The 16,791-nt window shown below is 45.8% G+C and carries 18 protein-coding genes and 1 pseudogene; all 19 read left to right on the forward strand.

From position 1 onward, the window contains the following. The first annotated feature begins 25 nt into the window (after nt 1–25). The 19 genes and pseudogenes from ABNN70_RS10120 to pyrH all read left to right on the forward strand — a co-directional run bounded on the left by ABNN70_RS10120 (nt 26) and on the right by pyrH (nt 16,789). Nucleotides 26–388 (forward strand): response regulator, encoded by a 363-nt coding sequence (locus tag ABNN70_RS10120; protein ID WP_129929241.1) that lies wholly within the window; start codon nt 26–28, stop codon nt 386–388. 21 nt (nt 389–409) lie between these two features. Continuing rightward, nucleotides 410–1,087: a flagellar biosynthetic protein FliO gene (gene fliO, locus ABNN70_RS10125; RefSeq protein WP_353947715.1), complete on the forward strand. Its 678-nt coding sequence runs from the start codon at nt 410–412 to the stop codon at nt 1,085–1,087. After that, nucleotides 1,084–1,758, forward strand: coding sequence for a flagellar type III secretion system pore protein FliP (gene fliP, locus ABNN70_RS10130; protein ID WP_129929243.1), 675 nt, complete (start codon nt 1,084–1,086; stop codon nt 1,756–1,758). The genes fliO and fliP overlap by 4 nt, the downstream gene beginning before the upstream one ends. Before the next feature lie 45 nt (nt 1,759–1,803). Next, complete coding sequence (gene fliQ, locus ABNN70_RS10135) at nt 1,804–2,073, forward strand: flagellar biosynthesis protein FliQ (RefSeq protein WP_129929244.1); 270 nt, start codon at nt 1,804–1,806, stop codon at nt 2,071–2,073. Nucleotides 2,074–2,093: 20 nt separating this feature from the next. Next, nucleotides 2,094–2,870 (forward strand): flagellar biosynthetic protein FliR, encoded by a 777-nt coding sequence (gene fliR, locus ABNN70_RS10140; RefSeq protein WP_353947716.1) that lies wholly within the window; start codon nt 2,094–2,096, stop codon nt 2,868–2,870. A gap of 1 nt (nt 2,871) precedes the next feature. After that, nucleotides 2,872–3,959: pseudogene (gene flhB / locus ABNN70_RS10145) on the forward strand (flagellar biosynthesis protein FlhB). A 22-nt stretch (nt 3,960–3,981) separates the two neighbouring features. Beyond that, nucleotides 3,982–6,018, forward strand: coding sequence for a flagellar biosynthesis protein FlhA (flhA, locus tag ABNN70_RS10150; RefSeq protein ID WP_353947717.1), 2,037 nt, complete (start codon nt 3,982–3,984; stop codon nt 6,016–6,018). Further along, nucleotides 6,015–7,085 carry a flagellar biosynthesis regulator FlhF gene (locus tag ABNN70_RS10155; RefSeq protein WP_353947718.1) on the forward strand — a complete coding sequence of 357 codons (1,071 nt, stop codon included), beginning with the start codon at nt 6,015–6,017 and terminating at the stop codon, nt 7,083–7,085. The genes flhA and ABNN70_RS10155 overlap by 4 nt, the downstream gene beginning before the upstream one ends. Beyond that, complete coding sequence (locus tag ABNN70_RS10160; protein WP_353947719.1) at nt 7,085–7,975, forward strand: MinD/ParA family protein; 891 nt, start codon at nt 7,085–7,087, stop codon at nt 7,973–7,975. The genes ABNN70_RS10155 and ABNN70_RS10160 overlap by 1 nt, the downstream gene beginning before the upstream one ends. Next, the gene (locus ABNN70_RS10165) at nt 7,972–9,042 is read left to right on the forward strand and encodes a chemotaxis response regulator protein-glutamate methylesterase (protein WP_353947720.1); all 1,071 of its coding nucleotides are present in this window, start codon (nt 7,972–7,974) and stop codon (nt 9,040–9,042) included. Before ABNN70_RS10160 ends, ABNN70_RS10165 begins: the two co-directional genes overlap by 4 nt. A 5-nt stretch (nt 9,043–9,047) precedes the next feature. Beyond that, nucleotides 9,048–11,120: a chemotaxis protein CheA gene (locus ABNN70_RS10170; RefSeq protein ID WP_353947721.1), complete on the forward strand. Its 2,073-nt coding sequence runs from the start codon at nt 9,048–9,050 to the stop codon at nt 11,118–11,120. Next, nucleotides 11,120–11,590, forward strand: a complete 471-nt coding sequence (locus ABNN70_RS10175) for a chemotaxis protein CheW (RefSeq protein ID WP_129929252.1) — start codon at nt 11,120–11,122, stop codon at nt 11,588–11,590. The genes ABNN70_RS10170 and ABNN70_RS10175 overlap by 1 nt, the downstream gene beginning before the upstream one ends. 6 nt (nt 11,591–11,596) lie before the next feature. Further along, nucleotides 11,597–12,214: a chemotaxis protein CheC gene (locus ABNN70_RS10180; protein WP_240697280.1), complete on the forward strand. Its 618-nt coding sequence runs from the start codon at nt 11,597–11,599 to the stop codon at nt 12,212–12,214. 11 nt (nt 12,215–12,225) lie between these two features. Beyond that, complete coding sequence (locus ABNN70_RS10185) at nt 12,226–12,693, forward strand: chemotaxis protein CheD (RefSeq protein WP_206184299.1); 468 nt, start codon at nt 12,226–12,228, stop codon at nt 12,691–12,693. A 23-nt stretch (nt 12,694–12,716) separates the two neighbouring features. Further along, nucleotides 12,717–13,487, forward strand: coding sequence for a FliA/WhiG family RNA polymerase sigma factor (locus ABNN70_RS10190; RefSeq protein ID WP_129929254.1), 771 nt, complete (start codon nt 12,717–12,719; stop codon nt 13,485–13,487). Nucleotides 13,488–13,501: 14 nt separating this feature from the next. Continuing rightward, the gene (locus tag ABNN70_RS10195; protein ID WP_129929255.1) at nt 13,502–14,080 is read left to right on the forward strand and encodes a hypothetical protein; all 579 of its coding nucleotides are present in this window, start codon (nt 13,502–13,504) and stop codon (nt 14,078–14,080) included. A gap of 142 nt (nt 14,081–14,222) precedes the next feature. Further along, nucleotides 14,223–14,981 (forward strand): 30S ribosomal protein S2, encoded by a 759-nt coding sequence (gene rpsB / locus ABNN70_RS10200; protein WP_353947722.1) that lies wholly within the window; start codon nt 14,223–14,225, stop codon nt 14,979–14,981. A 69-nt stretch (nt 14,982–15,050) separates the two neighbouring features. Further along, entirely contained in the window at nt 15,051–15,953 is a 903-nt protein-coding gene (gene tsf, locus ABNN70_RS10205) for a translation elongation factor Ts (RefSeq protein ID WP_353947723.1), read from the forward strand. 110 nt (nt 15,954–16,063) lie between these two features. Beyond that, on the forward strand, nt 16,064–16,789 hold the full coding sequence (gene pyrH / locus ABNN70_RS10210; RefSeq protein WP_129929258.1) for a UMP kinase: 726 nt from the start codon (nt 16,064–16,066) through the stop codon (nt 16,787–16,789). Nucleotides 16,790–16,791 lie beyond the last annotated feature (2 nt).

Genomic DNA, 16,791 nt, shown 5'->3' on the forward strand with positions numbered 1-16,791 from the left:
ATCTGTTTAAATTGGAGGGATTCAAATGGCAGGGAGAATTCTAATTGTGGATGATGCGGCATTCATGAGGATGATGCTGAAGGATATTCTGGTGAAGAATGGCTACGAAGTCGTGGGGGAAGCAGCAAATGGGAACGAGGCCATTGTTAAATATGATGAATTGAAACCCGATCTGGTCACACTTGATATCACGATGCCGGAAATGGACGGGATTCAGGCATTGAAAAAGATCAGGGAACAGGATCCGGGATGTAAAGTGATTATGTGCTCGGCAATGGGCCAGCAGTCTATGGTGATTGATGCCATACAGGCAGGGGCGAAAGATTTTATTGTTAAGCCCTTTCAGCCGGACCGTGTCATTGAGGCCATAAAAAAAACCCTTGGATAATTTTGAGAGAAGGGCCGTACCATGTTTGGATTAAAAAAGCTGATCTCCATTCTGACTGTTATTTTTCTGTTACTTTCGTCAGTCACGCCTGCTCTGGCTGAAGGCTCTGGCGCAGGCACAGTTCAGGATATGTTCGAAAATAAGCAAATTCAGCAAAAGAAGCAGGAAGCCCCTTCCGGAAATAAAACGGATCCATCTCAATCAGAGCAGGTCTCTTATGGAAATACGAACTTGTTTCTGGCCTTTGTGAAACTGATTTTCGCGTTACTGCTTGTTCTTGCCCTTATCTATATTTTATATCGATTTGCCGCGAAAAGAACTGGAAGTATGAGAAATGGAGGTCAGCTGAAAAATTTAGGGGGTGTATCGGTTGGAACAAACCGCTCTGTCCAGCTGATTAAAATCGGGAACGAGATCATGGTGCTGGGTGTTGGGGACACAGTCAGACTCCTGAAAGAAATTACAGATCCAAAAACCGTTTCAGAATTGACTGAACCGGACCCAATTCAGGATCGGTTCGGGGAGCATGTACTTAAAGCATTGCATCATACCATGCGGAAACCTGAGGATACAACGGACGGAGATCAGGGAAAAGTCTGGAGAGGGCATCTGACGGAGTTGATCAGCGGGCTAGACAGGAACAGGCATGAACGGACAGAAAAACTGAAAAGCATCTTCGGAAAGGAGCGGCAGGAATGAACGGTATACCGGGTATACCCACAGATTTTTTTACAAGTCAGCCGCAGGACGTTGCGATGACTTTACAACTTCTGCTCATTTTGACGATTCTTTCGCTTGCTCCGGCGATTTTAATTCTTATGACATCTTTTACACGGATTATTATCGTTCTTTCATTTGTCCGGACTTCTCTGTCTACGCAGCAGATGCCGCCCAACCAGGTCCTGATCGGACTTGCCCTTTTTCTCACCTTTTTTATCATGGCTCCTGTTTATGGACAGATCAATACACAGGCGCTTCAACCCTACATACGAGGCGACATTAACCAGAATCAGGCGGTTTCAAGGGCAGAGGATCCATTAAAAACGTTTATGGCAAAAGAGACGCGGCAAAAAGATTTAGACCTTTTTATGAAGTACGGAAAATATAAGATGCCGGACAGGATACAGGATCTTCCCATGACGGCACTGGTTCCGGCATTTACAATCAGTGAACTCAAAACCGCTTTTCAGATGGGTTTTATGATCTTTATTCCCTTTCTGGTTATCGACATGGTTGTGGCCAGCATTTTGATGGCCATGGGGATGATGATGCTGCCTCCGGTGATGATTTCGCTTCCTTTTAAAATTCTGCTGTTTATCATGGTTGATGGATGGTACCTGATTGTGGAGTCCTTATTAAAGAGTTTTTGAATAGGGTCTATTCAAGGGGATTGATCTGGTAAGGAGGAAGGACATTTGAGTTCTGAAATGGTTTTGTCTTTAGCTGAACAGGCCGTGATGACCATATTATATGTTTGTGGTCCACTGATGATTATTGGACTTGTTGTCGGATTGATCGTTAGTATCATCCAGGCTGCCACACAGATACAGGAACAGACACTCGCTTTTATTCCCAAAATAGTAGCCATGCTTTTCGGATTAATTCTGTTTGGTCCCTGGATGCTTTCAAAAATGCTGACTTTTACGGAGAATTTATTAGCTAATCTTCCGAATTTCATCAGATAAAAAAAGGATAACAATATAACGTGTCACTATTAAATGCGCTTCCTTTATTTTTATTAATATTTGTCAGGATCTCCAGCTTTCTGGTAACCATGCCGATCTTCTCCTATCGGACGATTCCTGCGAGAGTGAAAATCGGCCTTGCAGCTGTTCTGTCTGTACTGGTCGATATGACCCTTTTTGAAAATCAGAGTGTTCCGCTGGATGGCGAATTTATCCTTCTGATTGTAAAAGAGGTTCTGGTTGGCGTATCTATGGGTTTTATTGCCGGTATTCTGACGTATGCCGTGCAGCTGGCCGGATCATTTATCGACCTCCAGATGGGCTTTGCCATAGCGAATATTATCAGCCCGGAAAATGGTACGGCCACCCCATTAACCGGTCAATTGCTTTATGTCTTTCAGCTCCTGTTTTTTCTGGGAATCAATGCGCACCATATGCTTCTCAATGGTTTGATGTACAGCTTCAAACTGGTCCCTGTCAGTGAGATGAATATACATTTGATCGAGGGAAGTACGGCAGAGTTCGTGACCCGGGTGACTGCCCGGATGTTTGTACTTGCTTTTCAACTGTCTATGCCGATTGTCGGGTGTCTGTTTCTTGTGGACGTTGCCATTGGGCTCATAGCAAGAACCGTCCAGCAGGTGAACGTTTTCGTAGTCGGTCTGCCTTTGAAAATTATCGTCGGATTTCTGATCATGCTGATTGTCTTCCCTGCTTTTATCGGGCTTTTCAGCACAATTTTTGAATCTATGACTGAGATACTGAGCACATATATGAATATCCTCGGGAGTTCATAAAATGAATGTTATCCATTATCACGTTGACCTGCAGTTTTTTGCAGGAGAAAAGACAGAACCTGCAACGCCTCATAAACGTGAGGAAGGCAGAAAAAAAGGAGAGGTATTCAAGAGTGCAGATCTGAGTACGGCGATCAGTCTGCTGGCTCTGTTTATCTATTTCCGGTAGCAGGCGGAGCGATCGGTAAACACCTCATGGCCGTGATGTCCGGCACTTATCAGCATCATCTGAGTATTGTGCTTAATGCGGAGAATGTGCAGAAACTGTTTACTGAACTGACTTTTGAAAGTCTGAAAGTCCTTCTGCCGCTCCTGATCGTTGCACTGCTGGTCGGGACAGGCGGACAGTTGTTTCAGGTGGGCTTCCTGTTCCATCCTGAACTGATTCGTTTTAGACCCGAACGGATCAGCATCCTGAAAGGTTTGAAACGTATCTATTCGTTACGGGCAGTCGTCGAACTGCTGAAGTCCATTCTGAAGATTATTTTGATCGGTTTATCGGCCTTCACTGTTATCTGGCTTAATATTCAATGGATTATACGGTCGGCTCAAATGCCACTGACCGACGGGCTGAAAACGATGACGAAAATTGTCCTTGATATGGGCATGGCTGCATCATTAACCCTGATTGTGCTATCGTTGTTTGATTATTTATACCAGAGATACGATTATGAGAAAAACATGCGTATGTCCAAACAGGATATCAAGGATGAATTTAAAAATATGGAAGGCGATCCGCAGATTAAATCAAGAATCAGAGAGAGGCAAAAACAAATGGCTGCGCGTCGTATGATGCAGAAACTTCCTGAGGCGGATGTGGTCATTACAAATCCAACCCATTTTGCTGTTGCTCTGGAATATAAAGCTGAGACGATGGATGCCCCCCGAGTCATTGCAAAAGGGGCGGATAGAGTCGCCTTCAGGATAAAAGAAGTAGCCAGGGCCCACCATATCGTCATTGTCGAACGCAAACCGCTGGCCCGTGCTTTATATTTTCAGCTTGATATCGGCGACAGTATTCCTCAGGATTTTTTCAAGGCAGTTGCTGAAATTCTCGCCTATGTGTATCGACTTAAAAGAAAGGGATAATCACAGAAAGGAGGGTTAAGAGATGGGAAAAAGAAGTGATTACATCGTTATGCTGGGTGTGATTCTGATTGTTATGATGCTGATCATACCCCTTCCGCCGACCTTACTCAGTTTTTTAATTATATTAAACATCTCGCTTGCGCTCATCATTCTACTCATCACGCTTAATGTCAACGAACCTCTTGAGTTTTCTGTTTTCCCATCTCTGCTTCTGATCATGACCCTGTTCCGGATCGGGCTGAATGTTTCGACAACGCGGCTCATACTGACTGAAGGAGACGCCGGGCAGGTGATCGAGGCATTCGGGCAGTTCGTCGTATCAGGGAACGTGATTGTGGGTCTGGTTGTCTTTCTGATCCTGATCATTGTCCAGTTTATCGTGATTACAAAAGGTGCTGAACGTGTTGCAGAAGTGGCAGCCAGATTTACACTGGATGCGATGCCGGGAAAACAAATGAGCATTGATGCCGATATGAATGCCGGATTAATTGACGACAGAGAAGCAAAGAAAAGGCGTGAGAAGATTACCAGGGAAGCAGATTTTTATGGTGCCATGGATGGCGCCAGTAAATTTGTAAAAGGAGACGCCATTGCAAGTATCATCATTGTGGCAATCAACCTGCTGGTCGGCATGATTATTGGTGTTCTGCAACAGGGCATGTCCCTGCCTGATGCTGCACAGACATTCAGTCTGTTATCTGTCGGTGATGGTATCGTCAGCCAGATCCCGGCACTTCTGATCTCTACAGCGACCGGCATTGTTGTGACCCGGTCCTCTTCAGAAAAAAATATGGGAAGAGAAGTGTCGGACCAGCTGCTGGCATTCCCGGCCATGCTCATTGTTGCCGGCCTTGTGATCTTGACACTGGGTATGACGCCAATTGGCCTGATTTCGACGCTTCCTATTGCGTTGGTGCTCGTTATTGGAGGCTATCTGTTACGACGCAGCCGCAGCAGACCGGAGAAAGATGCGGGTCAGGCCAAGGAAGAAAAGAACGAGGAAAAATTCAGGCAGCGTGAAAATGTAATGGATTTGCTTCAGGTGGATCCGGTTGAATTTGAATTTGGTTACGCTCTTGTCCCCATTGCCGACAGCAGCCAGGGTGGGGATTTGCTGGACCGGATTGTCATGATTCGGCGTCAGCTGGCTCTGGAATTAGGGATTATTCTACCTGTAGTCCGAGTCCGCGATAATATTCAGCTTAAACCAAACAGTTATCAGATCAAAATAAACGGAAGCGTAGTCGCAAAAGGGGAGCTGATGCTGGATCATTATCTGGCGATGAGTCCCGGAGTTGAGGATGAATCAGTTAAGGGCATCGAGACCACTGAGCCGGCATTTGGGCTGAAAGCACTGTGGATCGACGAAAAAATGAAAGAACATGCCGAGATGGCCGGCTATACCGTTGTCGACCCGCCATCTGTCATATCCACTCACCTGACGGAAGTCTTCAAAAGACATGCCGGAGAACTGCTCGGCCGTGAAGAAACCAAACAATTGATCGATCATTTGAAAGAACATGCACCAGCCCTGGTAGAAGCCGTCACACCTGATCCGCTAAGTCTTGGTGATGTCCAGAAAGTACTGGTCAATCTGCTGAATGAGAGACTGTCCATCAGAAATCTGCCGGTTATTTTCGAAACCCTTGCAGATGATGCCCCCATGACAAAGGACACCGGTCTTCTGACGGAGTACGTCCGCCAGGCATTGTCAAGACAGATAACCGATCAATTCGTCCATCAGGGTGAGCCATTGAAAGTACTGACTCTTTCCCCTGATCTGGAGAAAAAAATAATGGATTCTGTGCAGAAGACCGAGCATGGAAATTATCTTGCCATGGACACAGTCACCACAACCCGAGTGCTGAAAAATCTGTCTGAGTCTGTTCACAGGTGGTCGGATATGGACAGTGATCCGATCATCCTTTGTTCTCCCATGGTCAGGATGTACGTTCATCAGCTTACTGAACGTTATTTTCCCAATATACATATTCTGTCCTATAATGAATTGGAGACAAACGTGGAAGTCCAGAGTATTGGAGTGTTAAGTGCGGCATGAAAATAAAAAAAATCATCGCACCGACCATGCAGCAGGCCATAGAAAAAGTTAAACAGGAACTGGGCAGCGACGCGGTTATCTTTCATACAAAAAAAGTTTCAACGGGCCATTTTTTTAACCTGTTTAAGAAAGAAAATATTGAAGTGCTGGCAGCAAGTGATCCTGATACGGAATCCGCATTTAAAACTGTCCCGAAATATTCCGATAATAGAAGAAGAGAAGTGTCGCCACCTCCTGCACTTCATCAGTATGTCAGGGAAGATCCTCTGTTTTCAGGACCTGATTATATTAAGAAAATGAGAAGGCTGATCATTCGTCAGGGAATGATTGACGAGCATGCGGATCAGATATTGAAAATACTTGTGAAAAAGTGGTATCAGAGCAACGAACAGCTTGGACCAGATCAGCTTAACCGACTGTTTCAGCTGGAAGTGGTCAGGTTGCTGAACCCTGAACGTTTTAAACGACCTCAGGTGGCAGATCAGATGATGATGCTGGTCGGCCCGACCGGTGTCGGAAAGACGACAACCATTGCTAAACTGGCCGGACAGGCAGCACTTGAAGGCGTGGAGAAAATGGTTTTAATCACGGCCGACACGTTCCGCATTGCCGCGATTAATCAGTTGAGAACCTATGGAGAAATCATCGATATACCCGTAGAAGTGGCCTACTCTGCAGAAGATTTCCAGACATTAATTGAAAAATATTCGGATTATGACCGTGTATTCATAGATACTGCTGGTCGTAATTATCAAAATGAAACATACATCCGGGATATTGGTCATCTGATCGATACCCATTCCCGGATCAGACCGTATCTTGTCCTCTCGGCAACGGCAAAGTACGAAGACATGGATGCACTGATGACTAAATTTAATCCCTTACATGCCGACCGGATGATTATCACAAAAATTGATGAAACAAAGACTTATGGCGGCATGATCAGCGCCATGTTGAATCATCCCCGTAAGCATCTGACCTATGTCACAAATGGACAGGAAGTACCTGAGGACCTGCGGGCACCGGATATACATACTTTGATCAATCGAATGCTGGGTGATTGTTAATGGGAACAGATCAGGCTGAAAAACTGAGACAGCTCATAAGAAAATATCGCAAAGATCAGTATCATCATGCGGATGTAATTGCTGTCCTCAGTGGAAAAGGAGGGGTAGGGAAATCGGTTTTCAGTACGAATTTTTCTATAGCCCTTGGCAGGACGGGGAAAAGAGTACTGCTTATTGACCTGGACATCGGGATGGGTAACATTGAACACATGCTTGGTCACTTCACTTTATCCAGCGTAGCCGACTGCATCCATGACCATCTGGCCCTGCATGACGCCATCTTTCACGGACCCGGCAACCTTTCTTTCATCCCCGGAGGAAACAGCCTTGCTGAATTGTTCCAAATTGATGAGAGAAACATGAACATTTTTCTGAATCAGGTTGATGATCTGAAAAAAAATTATGATTACATTATTCTTGATTTCGGAGCAGGAGTAAATCAGAATATGCTTCACTTTTTGCTTGCTGCAAAACGGATGATCCTGATCACGACTCCGGAACCTCCTGCTCTGGCGGATGCCTACTCCACGTTAAAAATTATAGGCTTTCATTACCCGAAAATGGACACCTCGATCGTAATCAACATGGTTGACGATCTGTCAGAGGGGAAAGAAGCATGGAACAGAATTTCTGAAACCGCTGAACGGTTTTTACACATGACCATACACTGGCTGACTTCGCTGCATCGGGATCGGGCGGTAACCAGGTCGATAAAGGAACAGGTGCCATGTGTTGTTCAATATCCCCGCACCCGTTACAGTATTGAAATGAAACTGCTTGCCGGTGCTTTTCTCACTCAGAAAGAGGGCTTTCCAAAAGTCCGGCAGGATACCACTTTCGGAGAACGTGTCAGAATACACTTCAGAAGATTGCGAGGTGGAAAGGGATGAAGCCTGTCCGTGTGATGGTCGTGGATGACTCAGCCTTTATGAGACAAACGCTGAAAATGATGATTGAAGAAGACCCTGTTTTGCAGGTGGTGACAACAGCAAGAGACGGGCGGGATGCTTTGATAAAACTGAAAAGGTACCATCCGGATGTGGTTACACTGGATATTATTATGAATGGAGAGATGGACGGACTGCAGACGCTTCACCATATCATGAAGCAAGATCCCACTCCTGTGATTATGGTAAGCGGCGCCTCAGATGAACATGTGAATTATGTCATTGAAGCAATCAGCAGCGGCGCCTTTGATTTTATTAATAAGCCTTCAGGGAAACAGGCCGACATGGAATCTATTGGAGCTAAGCTACAGTCAAAGATACACCAGGCTGCTTTATCCAGGATCAGGCTTTCCTCAGCCGATCAGCACATCACAAAGTCTGAGGATACAAATTTATTTTTTCCTTCGCCCGGGGGAAATAACTCTCCTTCGCTCATTGTGATCTGTACATCGACGGGCGGACCCAAAGCCCTTCAGACTGTCATACCGGCTTTAAAAAAAGAACTTTCCGTTCCGATAATTATCATTCAGCATATGCCTCCCCGGTTTACAAAAACGCTGGCCGAACGGCTGAACAGCCTGTCTGAGGTGCAGGTGACCGAAGCTGCTGACGGAGAAATCCTTCAGAATGGCCGGGTTTACATCGCTCCGGGCGGTCATCATTTGATTATTAAAAAAAATCCGGATGCTCTTTGCTTTCATTTGCTGGATACGCCGGCTGTTCATGGCGTCAAACCGGCGGCTGATGTAACCCTTGAGTCCCTGACTCATATCCCGGATCTTTCTGTTCTGGTCGCCGTTCTGACGGGTATGGGTAAAGACGGCGCGAGCGGGATTATGCAATTGAAAGAGTCAGTTCAACAGGTTTACGTCGTCGCTGAATCTGAAGAGACTTCTGTTGTTTTTGGAATGCCGAAAGCGGCAATCAAAACCCATTTGGTAGATGAAGTTTGCGGAATTGATCATGTGGCGGCATCGATATGCCGCCAGTTTGCACTGAAGGAGGGTTAAGGGTTATGGATATGAATCAATATTTAGGCATTTTTGTTGATGAAGCCAGGGAACATCTTCAGAACCTGAATGATAAATTGATGGAACTTGAAGATCAGCCCCGGGATCCGGAACTGATCAGCAGCATTTTCAGGTCAGCTCATACACTGAAGGGCAGTTCGGGACAAATGGGTTTTGGAAATATGATGAAGCTGACACATACAATGGAAAATGTGTTTGATGCATTGCGTCATCAGAAAATTACTGTCTCTTCAGAAATGATTGACAGACTCTTTGAAGCCCTGGACACGCTGGAATCCATGGTTGATTCTGTCGAGCAGGGGGAAAGCGATGAGCAGGATATAAACGGCGTTCTTGCTAAACTGCAGGATCTGGTTCAGGCAGATCCGGCTCCGGTTTCAGCAGGCAATGGACGTCAGGATCATATGGATCAATCTGCCGGCCACTCCCTGCCGAAAATAAATTTTTCAGATTATGACAAGACTGTGATTACCCAGGCAAAGGATCAGAATATGCAGACATTCGTCATTGAGATCACGCTGCGAAACGACTGTGTACTCAAAGCTGCCAGAGCGCTGATGGTATCCAATGCACTTGAAGAGGCAGGGCATATCATTAAATCTGAGCCATCAACAGAGGACATAGAAAAAGAAGCATTTGACAGACAGTTTACATATGTTTATGTCAGCAATATGAGTGCTGAGTCCATTCATAAAAAGGTTATGAACATCTCAGAAATTGAACGTGCGGATATTGTTCCTGTTTCAGACCGTTCATTAGAGTCAGAGTCCGGGGAGGAAAAAGCAGATCAATCTGCAAAACCTGCTCAGGCGAAAAAAAGGGCATCAAACAACCGCGTGCAGGGTTATCGACAGGTAAAACCGGTTGCAAAAACAATTCGCGTAAATTTAGAGCGCCTGGATCATTTACTGAATTTATTTGAAGAAATGGTTATTGATCGAAGCCGGCTGGAAAGAATAGCGGCATCAATGAACGATCCGGAACTTCAGGAATCTGTGCGTACGATTAAAACGGTCTCGGATCAAATGCAGGAAACGATTCTGAATCTCAGAATGGAACCGGTCGAACAGGTATTTAATCGTTTCCCGCGGATGGTGCGCAGCCTGGCAAAGGAGCTGAATAAAAAAGTTCATCTCGTCATCAGCGGATCTGAAACGGAACTGGACAGAACGATGATCGATGAACTTGGGGATCCTCTGATGCATATGATCAGAAATTCCATGGATCATGGTATTGAACATCCGGACGAGCGCGCCGGAAAGGGCAAGAATCCTGAAGGGACACTGTCACTCCGGGCCTATCACAGCGGGAATCACGTTTTCATAGAAATAGAGGACGATGGCGCAGGAATCAACAGAGAGCAGGTTCTTAAAAAAGCTCTTCAGAAGAAACTGATTTCTGAAGAAGCCCAGGCATCAATGACTGATAAAGATGTTTATCATCTCCTGTTTGAATCAGGTTTCAGCACTTCCGAAAAAATCTCCGACATTTCGGGAAGAGGTGTCGGACTTGATGTTGTCGAAAGCAAGATTCAGTCAATGAGCGGTTCCGTTCAGGTCGAATCCACCGAAGGGGCGGGTACTAAATTTACAGTCAGACTGCCGCTTACCCTTTCGATAATCAGTGCCATGCTTGTCCAATGCGGAAGTGAAGTTTATGCTATCCCCATGACTTCAATTAAAGAGACGGCGCTGAGCCGTCTGGTGAAGCTGCAGACAATCAGGAATACGCAGGTGATGTCCTATCAAAATCATGTCATGCCGGTGATCGATCTTTCCAGTTATCTCGACATACCGGATCCCCCTGAAATGCGGCAGAACAGCTCTGGATCAATCATTGTTGTTCATCACGGAAAGAAAATGGCGGGACTTGCTGTTGAAAAAATACTGGGTTATCAGGATATCGTGATTAAACCGCTTGGAAAATACCTGGAAAATGTTAAAGGATTCTCTGGTGCAACCATTCTTGGAGATGGGAAAGTGTCGCTCATTCTTGATTGCCAGGTCATCATTGAGGGACAGCAGAAACAAACAAAATGTCTGAGGAGGGTTGACTGATGGCAACAGGCGAAGAAATGACGAAGGTTGTTCTTTTTGATTTAGATCATGAAACATACGGTGTCCCTGTAGAACAGGTGCTGTCTATTGAACCGTTTCAGACGGTCACACGCGTCCCGCACGCCGCAGATTTTGTCAGCGGAGTGATGAACCTTCGCGGTGCCATTATACCTGTTATCGATATACGCAGAAGATTGAACATGGGCCATGCCGCTGTAACAAAAGAAAGCCGTGTCATTGTTGTTGAAGAAGGAGACGTTCAGGCTGGTCTCCTTGTTGATATGGCAAGGGAAGTTGCGGATATTCCGGCAGGCGGTATTGAGAAGACACCGGACATCGTTGGCGGACCTGAGGCGCGTTTTATCAGCGGTGTCGCAAAAATCAGTCAGGACCGGCTGCTCGTTCTGTTAAATCTGGAACAGGTTCTAAATGACAGGGAAATTGAGGATTTGAAAAATATTGAAAGGTAGTTCCGAATGATGTACCGATTAACCGATTTGCAGTCGGAGCATCTGGATCTGCTGAAAGAAGCAGGCAATGTCGGTGCTGCACATGCTGCGACATCCCTGTCTGTTCTGCTGAACCGGCGGATTAATATGAATGTTCCTTCTGTTCAGGTCATTCCGCTAAATGAAATCACCTGTAAAGAGACGGAAAAATATGTCGCTGCAACCCTTATCAATATTAATGGAGATCTGAAAGGCTGCTTCTTCATGATCGTCGAAGTGGATTCGGCAAATCAGTTAATCCAGTCATTTCTGCCCGGGGGATCTGTGACCGATGAGGACATAGGCAAATCGGCATTCTGTGAGCTGAGCAACATTCTTTGTGGTTCCTATTTAACCGCACTCTCTTCGTTTCTTCAAATCCGAATGACCCAGTCACCTCCGGCTTTGGCAGTGGATATGGCGGGCGCTATTCTGGGTGAAGGGATGATTGAGCTGTCCCGCTGTGATGATTATGTACTCCTGATCGATACTGTATTAGTTGATGGCAGCAGGCAAAAAAATCTGGAGGGAGAATTCCTTTTTCTCCCCTTTCCCGATTCGGTAGATCGGCTCTTTACGTTGACAGAAGGGAAGTTTTTCAGGTGACTTTCGTAGGTATGTCGGAAATCAGGTACGTAAGGAAACCTGAAAAGATGAAAACGATGGGCCTGGGTTCCTGTGTCGGGGTCGTTGTTTATCATCAGTCATCTGGAATTGCAGGTATGGCTCATATTATGCTTCCCGATTCCGCTCTGTCCCGGGTCAGGCCTTTTTCACCGGGAAAGTATGCAGATACTGCAGTTCCCGAATTAATTCATGTCCTGTCAGATCTCCATGGTCTCCCGCTTAACGGGTTGAAAGCCAAAATGGCGGGAGGGGCGGAAATGTTCAAATCGTTCTCGAATGCTCAAGCAGGCAGTATCGGGAAAAGGAATGTTGATGCCGTCCACAGACAGCTGAACCAGTTTGGCATTCCCGTCGTAGCCGAAGATACGGGGGACAGCTATGGGCGGACCATTGAGTTTGACCCGGAGTCCGGTACCTTGATGATTCAGACCATACTTCATGGCAAACTGCTCATTTAGTCAGCATAACGGGAGGAATACATATGGCAAAATCAGAATCACAAGAGCAGGAGTACTGGAGACTCTGGACTCAGTCCCATACTGAGGATGCAGCTAATGCCCTGATCCAGATGTATATGCCTCTTGTGCAGTATCATGTCCGGCGGATCAGTGCCAGTTTACCTAAAAATATTGATCGCGGGGAATTAAAAAGTTATGGTCTGCTCGGGCTTTATGATGCTTTGAAGAAGTTTGACCGTCATCGGGATCTGAAGTTTGATACTTACGCTTCTTTTCGCATCAGGGGAGCCATTCTTGATGGTTTGCGCAAAGAGGATTGGATGCCGCGATCCGTTCGTGAAAAAAGTAAGAGGATCGAACGGGCTGCTGAGCAAATAGAGCAGGAAAAGAAACGTTCCGCCTCTCTTGAGGAAGTAGCCGAAGCCTGCGGCATGACTGATCAGGAAGTGTCTCAGATCATTTCAGAAGGACTGTTCTCAAATCTTTTATCGCTGGACGATGTTTTTCCGGCAGGAAGTTCTGATCATGCACCTGCCACATTCGAGGACACGGCTGCCGTATTACCGGATCAGCACGTACTTGATGAAGAAAACAAACAGAGGCTGGCCGAAGAAATAGACAAATTAAATGAGAAAGAAAGACTGGTCGTCTCATTATTCTATTATGACGGACTGACCTTAACGGAAATCGGCAAGGTATTAAGTCTGTCAACATCCCGGATTTCTCAGATTCACAGCAAAGCACTGTTTAAACTGCGGCAGTTTCTTGTGACAAAAGAAAATGAACGGTTATAAAGGAGAGAAAATGGATGATTGCCTTCTGGACGGCTTTGAACTTTGTACTCATCTTGCTGGCGTTTTATCTGATCGTACTTCTATATCAAAAAATTCGTCTGCTTCATGAAAGGGATCCGCGGAAATTTGCAGATGACCTGCAACGTGCCTTTGATACTCACCTGAAAGAGATGAGAGAAGAAAATGACCGCCTGATTCGTGAACTGGCTCATTATCAGCAGACTGAGACAGACGGGCGAGCGCATGAAGTCGATCCGACTGATTCGGGTACGCTTAAGTCGGATTCCTCTGCCGACGCTGCCGTTGTGGAAAACAGCAAAGCCTTTCGTCAGGTACTCAGTCAGTCGCTCGACGCTAACACGGACGGAGGAGCACCTGGTCCGGTGGATTCTCCGGCAGAGCCCGGCAAACCTCAGGAAGAATGGACACCACCGGTAGAAGGTATAAAGGATAAATGGGAACAGTCAGTCTATATTCGCGCCTTAAAACTGAAGCAGGAAGGAAAGACCAATGCTGAAATAGCCAAAAGGCTGAACCGCGGAGAAGCAGAAGTAGAACTGCTGTTAAAATTCCGCGAAAACAGGCATACCTGAACTTGTCACTGCACCTGCTTTGTGGTATATTAACATTTGGTGTCAATCACACACGGCGGCTGATCCGTACGAGGGTGCTGAGTACTCAGTTTCGTACGAATAAGAGGCTGTCGGCGGAATAAAACCAACAGGAGGAATTTGCATGTCAGTTATTACTATGAAGCAGCTTCTGGAATCCGGTGTTCATTTCGGACATCAGACCCGTCGCTGGAATCCAAAAATGAAACCCTATATCTTTACGGAGAGAAACGGTATTTACATCATCGATCTCCAGAAAACGGTGAAAAAAGTCGAAGAAGCCTACCAGTATGTCAGAGACATTGCTGCTGAAGGTGGAAAAATTCTGTTTGTAGGAACGAAGAAGCAGGCACAGGATTCTGTTAAAGCTGAAGCTGAACGTTCAGGACAGTTTTATGTCAATCAGCGCTGGCTTGGCGGAACGCTGACCAATTTTGAAACCATACGTAAGAGAATCAAACATTTGAAAGACCTTGAAAAGATGCAGGAAGACGGGACCTTTGATGTTTTGCCGAAAAAGGAAGTTGTCGGCCTGAAGAAGGAAATGGCGAAACTGGAGAAATTTCTTGGTGGCATCAAAGACATGGAAAGCCTGCCTCAGGCTCTGTTTGTTATTGATCCACGTAAAGAAAGAATTGCTATTGCTGAAGCACGTAAACTTCATATCCCGATTATCGCTATCGTAGATACAAACTGCGATCCTGATGAAATAGATGTCATTATTCCGGGAAATGATGATGCCATTCGCGCTGTAAAGCTTTTGACCGGAAAAATGGCAGATGCCGTTCTGGAAGCGAATCAGGGAGAAGAAAACAGCGACGCCGCAGAAGAAATGGCTGAAACGAAGAATTCAGCAAACGAAGAACCCGTTAAAGCTGAATAAACATTTGATTCTTTTTACAGGGTGATAAGGGGAAAATGCCCTTTATCACTCTTTTCACGAAAAAAACAGATGTCAGGAGGATGTGTAGTGACAGCAATCAATGCAAAACTTGTTAAAGAGCTTCGTGATCTTACCGGTGCAGGTATTATGGATTGCAAGCGCGCACTGACGGAAACAGACGGGGATATTAAGAAAGCAATCGATGTCCTTCGTGAAAAAGGAATTGCGAAGGCAGCCAAAAAGTCGGGCCGTGTTGCCGCTGAAGGCTTGACTGAAATTAAAGTTGAAGGAAATAAAGCTGTGGCACTGGAAGTCAATTCTGAAACGGACTTTGTGGCAAAAAATAATGAATTTAAACAGTTGCTGGATAAGCTTGCCGGACACCTTCTGAAGGAAGAGCCGGCTGACGTTGAGGAAGCACTGGGCCAGAAACTGGCGGGTACAGAGGGTACTGTCGCCGATTATATTACATCGGCTATTGCCAAAATTGGTGAAAAAATTGCCCTGCGCCGTTTCAAAGTGATTCACAAAAAGGATACGGATATATTTGGTGCGTATCTGCATATGGGTGGGCGGATTGCCGCTCTTGTCAGTCTGACCGGAGAAAATGAATCGGTGGCAAAGGATGTGGCGATGCACATAGCAGCCATTAAACCTCAATATCTCACGGAGAAGGAAATTCCCGATCATATTGTCACACATGAAAAAGAAGTCCTGAAACAGGAAGCGCTGGGTGAAGGAAAGCCGGAAAACATCGTTGAAAAAATGGTTACAGGACGGCTGAAAAAGTTCTTTAAGGAAATTTGCCTCGTTGATCAGCCTTTCGTTAAGGACGGAGATATTACAGTAAAGGAATTTCTGAAACAGAATCATGCAGAGGTAAACGCTTTTGTCCGGTATGAAGTAGGCGAGGGAATTGAGAAGAAAGCAGAAAATTTTGCTGATGAAGTCAAAGCACAAATGAAGCAATAATCTGCATCTGCAGGTTTGCCGGTCAGGCACCCTGCTATAACGGGTCAACATAAACGGGGCACACTTCACGTGTCCCGTTTTTTAAAAAGTGTACAGAGGGGTAGATGAAGATGACCGAGAAAGCCAAATATAAACGGGTGATCTTGAAATTAAGCGGAGAGGCATTGGCCGGATCGAGTGGCTTCGGCATTGATCCGAAGGTGATCCGCTCGATTACGAAGCAGGTGAAAGAGGTTGTAGAGCTGAACGTGGAGGTAGCGATCGTTGTCGGAGCCGGAAATATCTGGCGTGGGAAAAACGGGAGCGAAATGGGCATGGATCGTGCTCAGGCTGATTATATGGGCATGCTGGCAACCGTTCTTAATGCGCTTGCACTTCAGGACAGTCTCGAAAGTTTGGGTGTTGGAACACGTGTCCAGACTTCGATAGAGATGCGTCAGGTCGCTGAGCCCTATATTCGCCGGAAGGCTATCCGTCACCTTGAAAAGGGCAGAGTTGTCATTTTTGCAGCCGGAACCGGTAATCCATATTTCTCGACAGACACAACAGCAGCACTGAGGGCTGCTGAGATTGAGGCAGATGTGATATTAATGGCTAAAAACGATGTGGATGGGGTTTATTCGGCTGATCCTAAAGTAGATAAATCCGCAAAAAAATATAAGGAAATTTCCTATCTCAGAGTCCTTAATGATGGCCTGCAGGTTATGGATTCTACAGCTTCGTCTTTAAGCATGGATAATAACATCCCATTAGTTGTATTCTCACTCGGGCAAGAAGGAAATATTAAACGAGCCGTTCTTGGTGAAGATATCGGCACAGTCGTAAAGGGGAGATAAAC

The organism is Sporolactobacillus sp. Y61 (genome assembly GCF_040529185.1).
In the GTDB taxonomy this organism is placed as follows: Bacteria; Bacillota; Bacilli; order Bacillales; family Sporolactobacillaceae; genus Sporolactobacillus.

Excerpts from the sequence above, each read along its gene's own strand:
- ABNN70_RS10195 (WP_129929255.1), top strand. The coding sequence starts at position 13,502 with ATGATTGCCTTCTGGACGGCTTTGAACTTTGTACTCATCTTGCTGGCG.
- pyrH (WP_129929258.1), top strand. The coding sequence starts at position 16,064 with ATGACCGAGAAAGCCAAATATAAACGGGTGATCTTGAAATTAAGCGGA.
- fliP (WP_129929243.1), top strand. The coding sequence starts at position 1,084 with ATGAACGGTATACCGGGTATACCCACAGATTTTTTTACAAGTCAGCCG.
- ABNN70_RS10190 (WP_129929254.1), top strand. The coding sequence starts at position 12,717 with ATGGCAAAATCAGAATCACAAGAGCAGGAGTACTGGAGACTCTGGACT.
- ABNN70_RS10165 (WP_353947720.1), top strand. The coding sequence starts at position 7,972 with ATGAAGCCTGTCCGTGTGATGGTCGTGGATGACTCAGCCTTTATGAGA.
- ABNN70_RS10170 (WP_353947721.1), top strand. The coding sequence starts at position 9,048 with ATGGATATGAATCAATATTTAGGCATTTTTGTTGATGAAGCCAGGGAA.
- ABNN70_RS10185 (WP_206184299.1), top strand. The coding sequence starts at position 12,226 with ATGTCGGAAATCAGGTACGTAAGGAAACCTGAAAAGATGAAAACGATG.
- flhA (WP_353947717.1), top strand. The coding sequence starts at position 3,982 with ATGGGAAAAAGAAGTGATTACATCGTTATGCTGGGTGTGATTCTGATT.
- ABNN70_RS10155 (WP_353947718.1), top strand. The coding sequence starts at position 6,015 with ATGAAAATAAAAAAAATCATCGCACCGACCATGCAGCAGGCCATAGAA.
- ABNN70_RS10160 (WP_353947719.1), top strand. The coding sequence starts at position 7,085 with ATGGGAACAGATCAGGCTGAAAAACTGAGACAGCTCATAAGAAAATAT.
- tsf (WP_353947723.1), top strand. The coding sequence starts at position 15,051 with ATGTCAGGAGGATGTGTAGTGACAGCAATCAATGCAAAACTTGTTAAA.
- ABNN70_RS10120 (WP_129929241.1), top strand. The coding sequence starts at position 26 with ATGGCAGGGAGAATTCTAATTGTGGATGATGCGGCATTCATGAGGATG.
- fliO (WP_353947715.1), top strand. The coding sequence starts at position 410 with ATGTTTGGATTAAAAAAGCTGATCTCCATTCTGACTGTTATTTTTCTG.
- ABNN70_RS10175 (WP_129929252.1), top strand. The coding sequence starts at position 11,120 with ATGGCAACAGGCGAAGAAATGACGAAGGTTGTTCTTTTTGATTTAGAT.
- ABNN70_RS10180 (WP_240697280.1), top strand. The coding sequence starts at position 11,597 with ATGATGTACCGATTAACCGATTTGCAGTCGGAGCATCTGGATCTGCTG.
- rpsB (WP_353947722.1), top strand. The coding sequence starts at position 14,223 with ATGTCAGTTATTACTATGAAGCAGCTTCTGGAATCCGGTGTTCATTTC.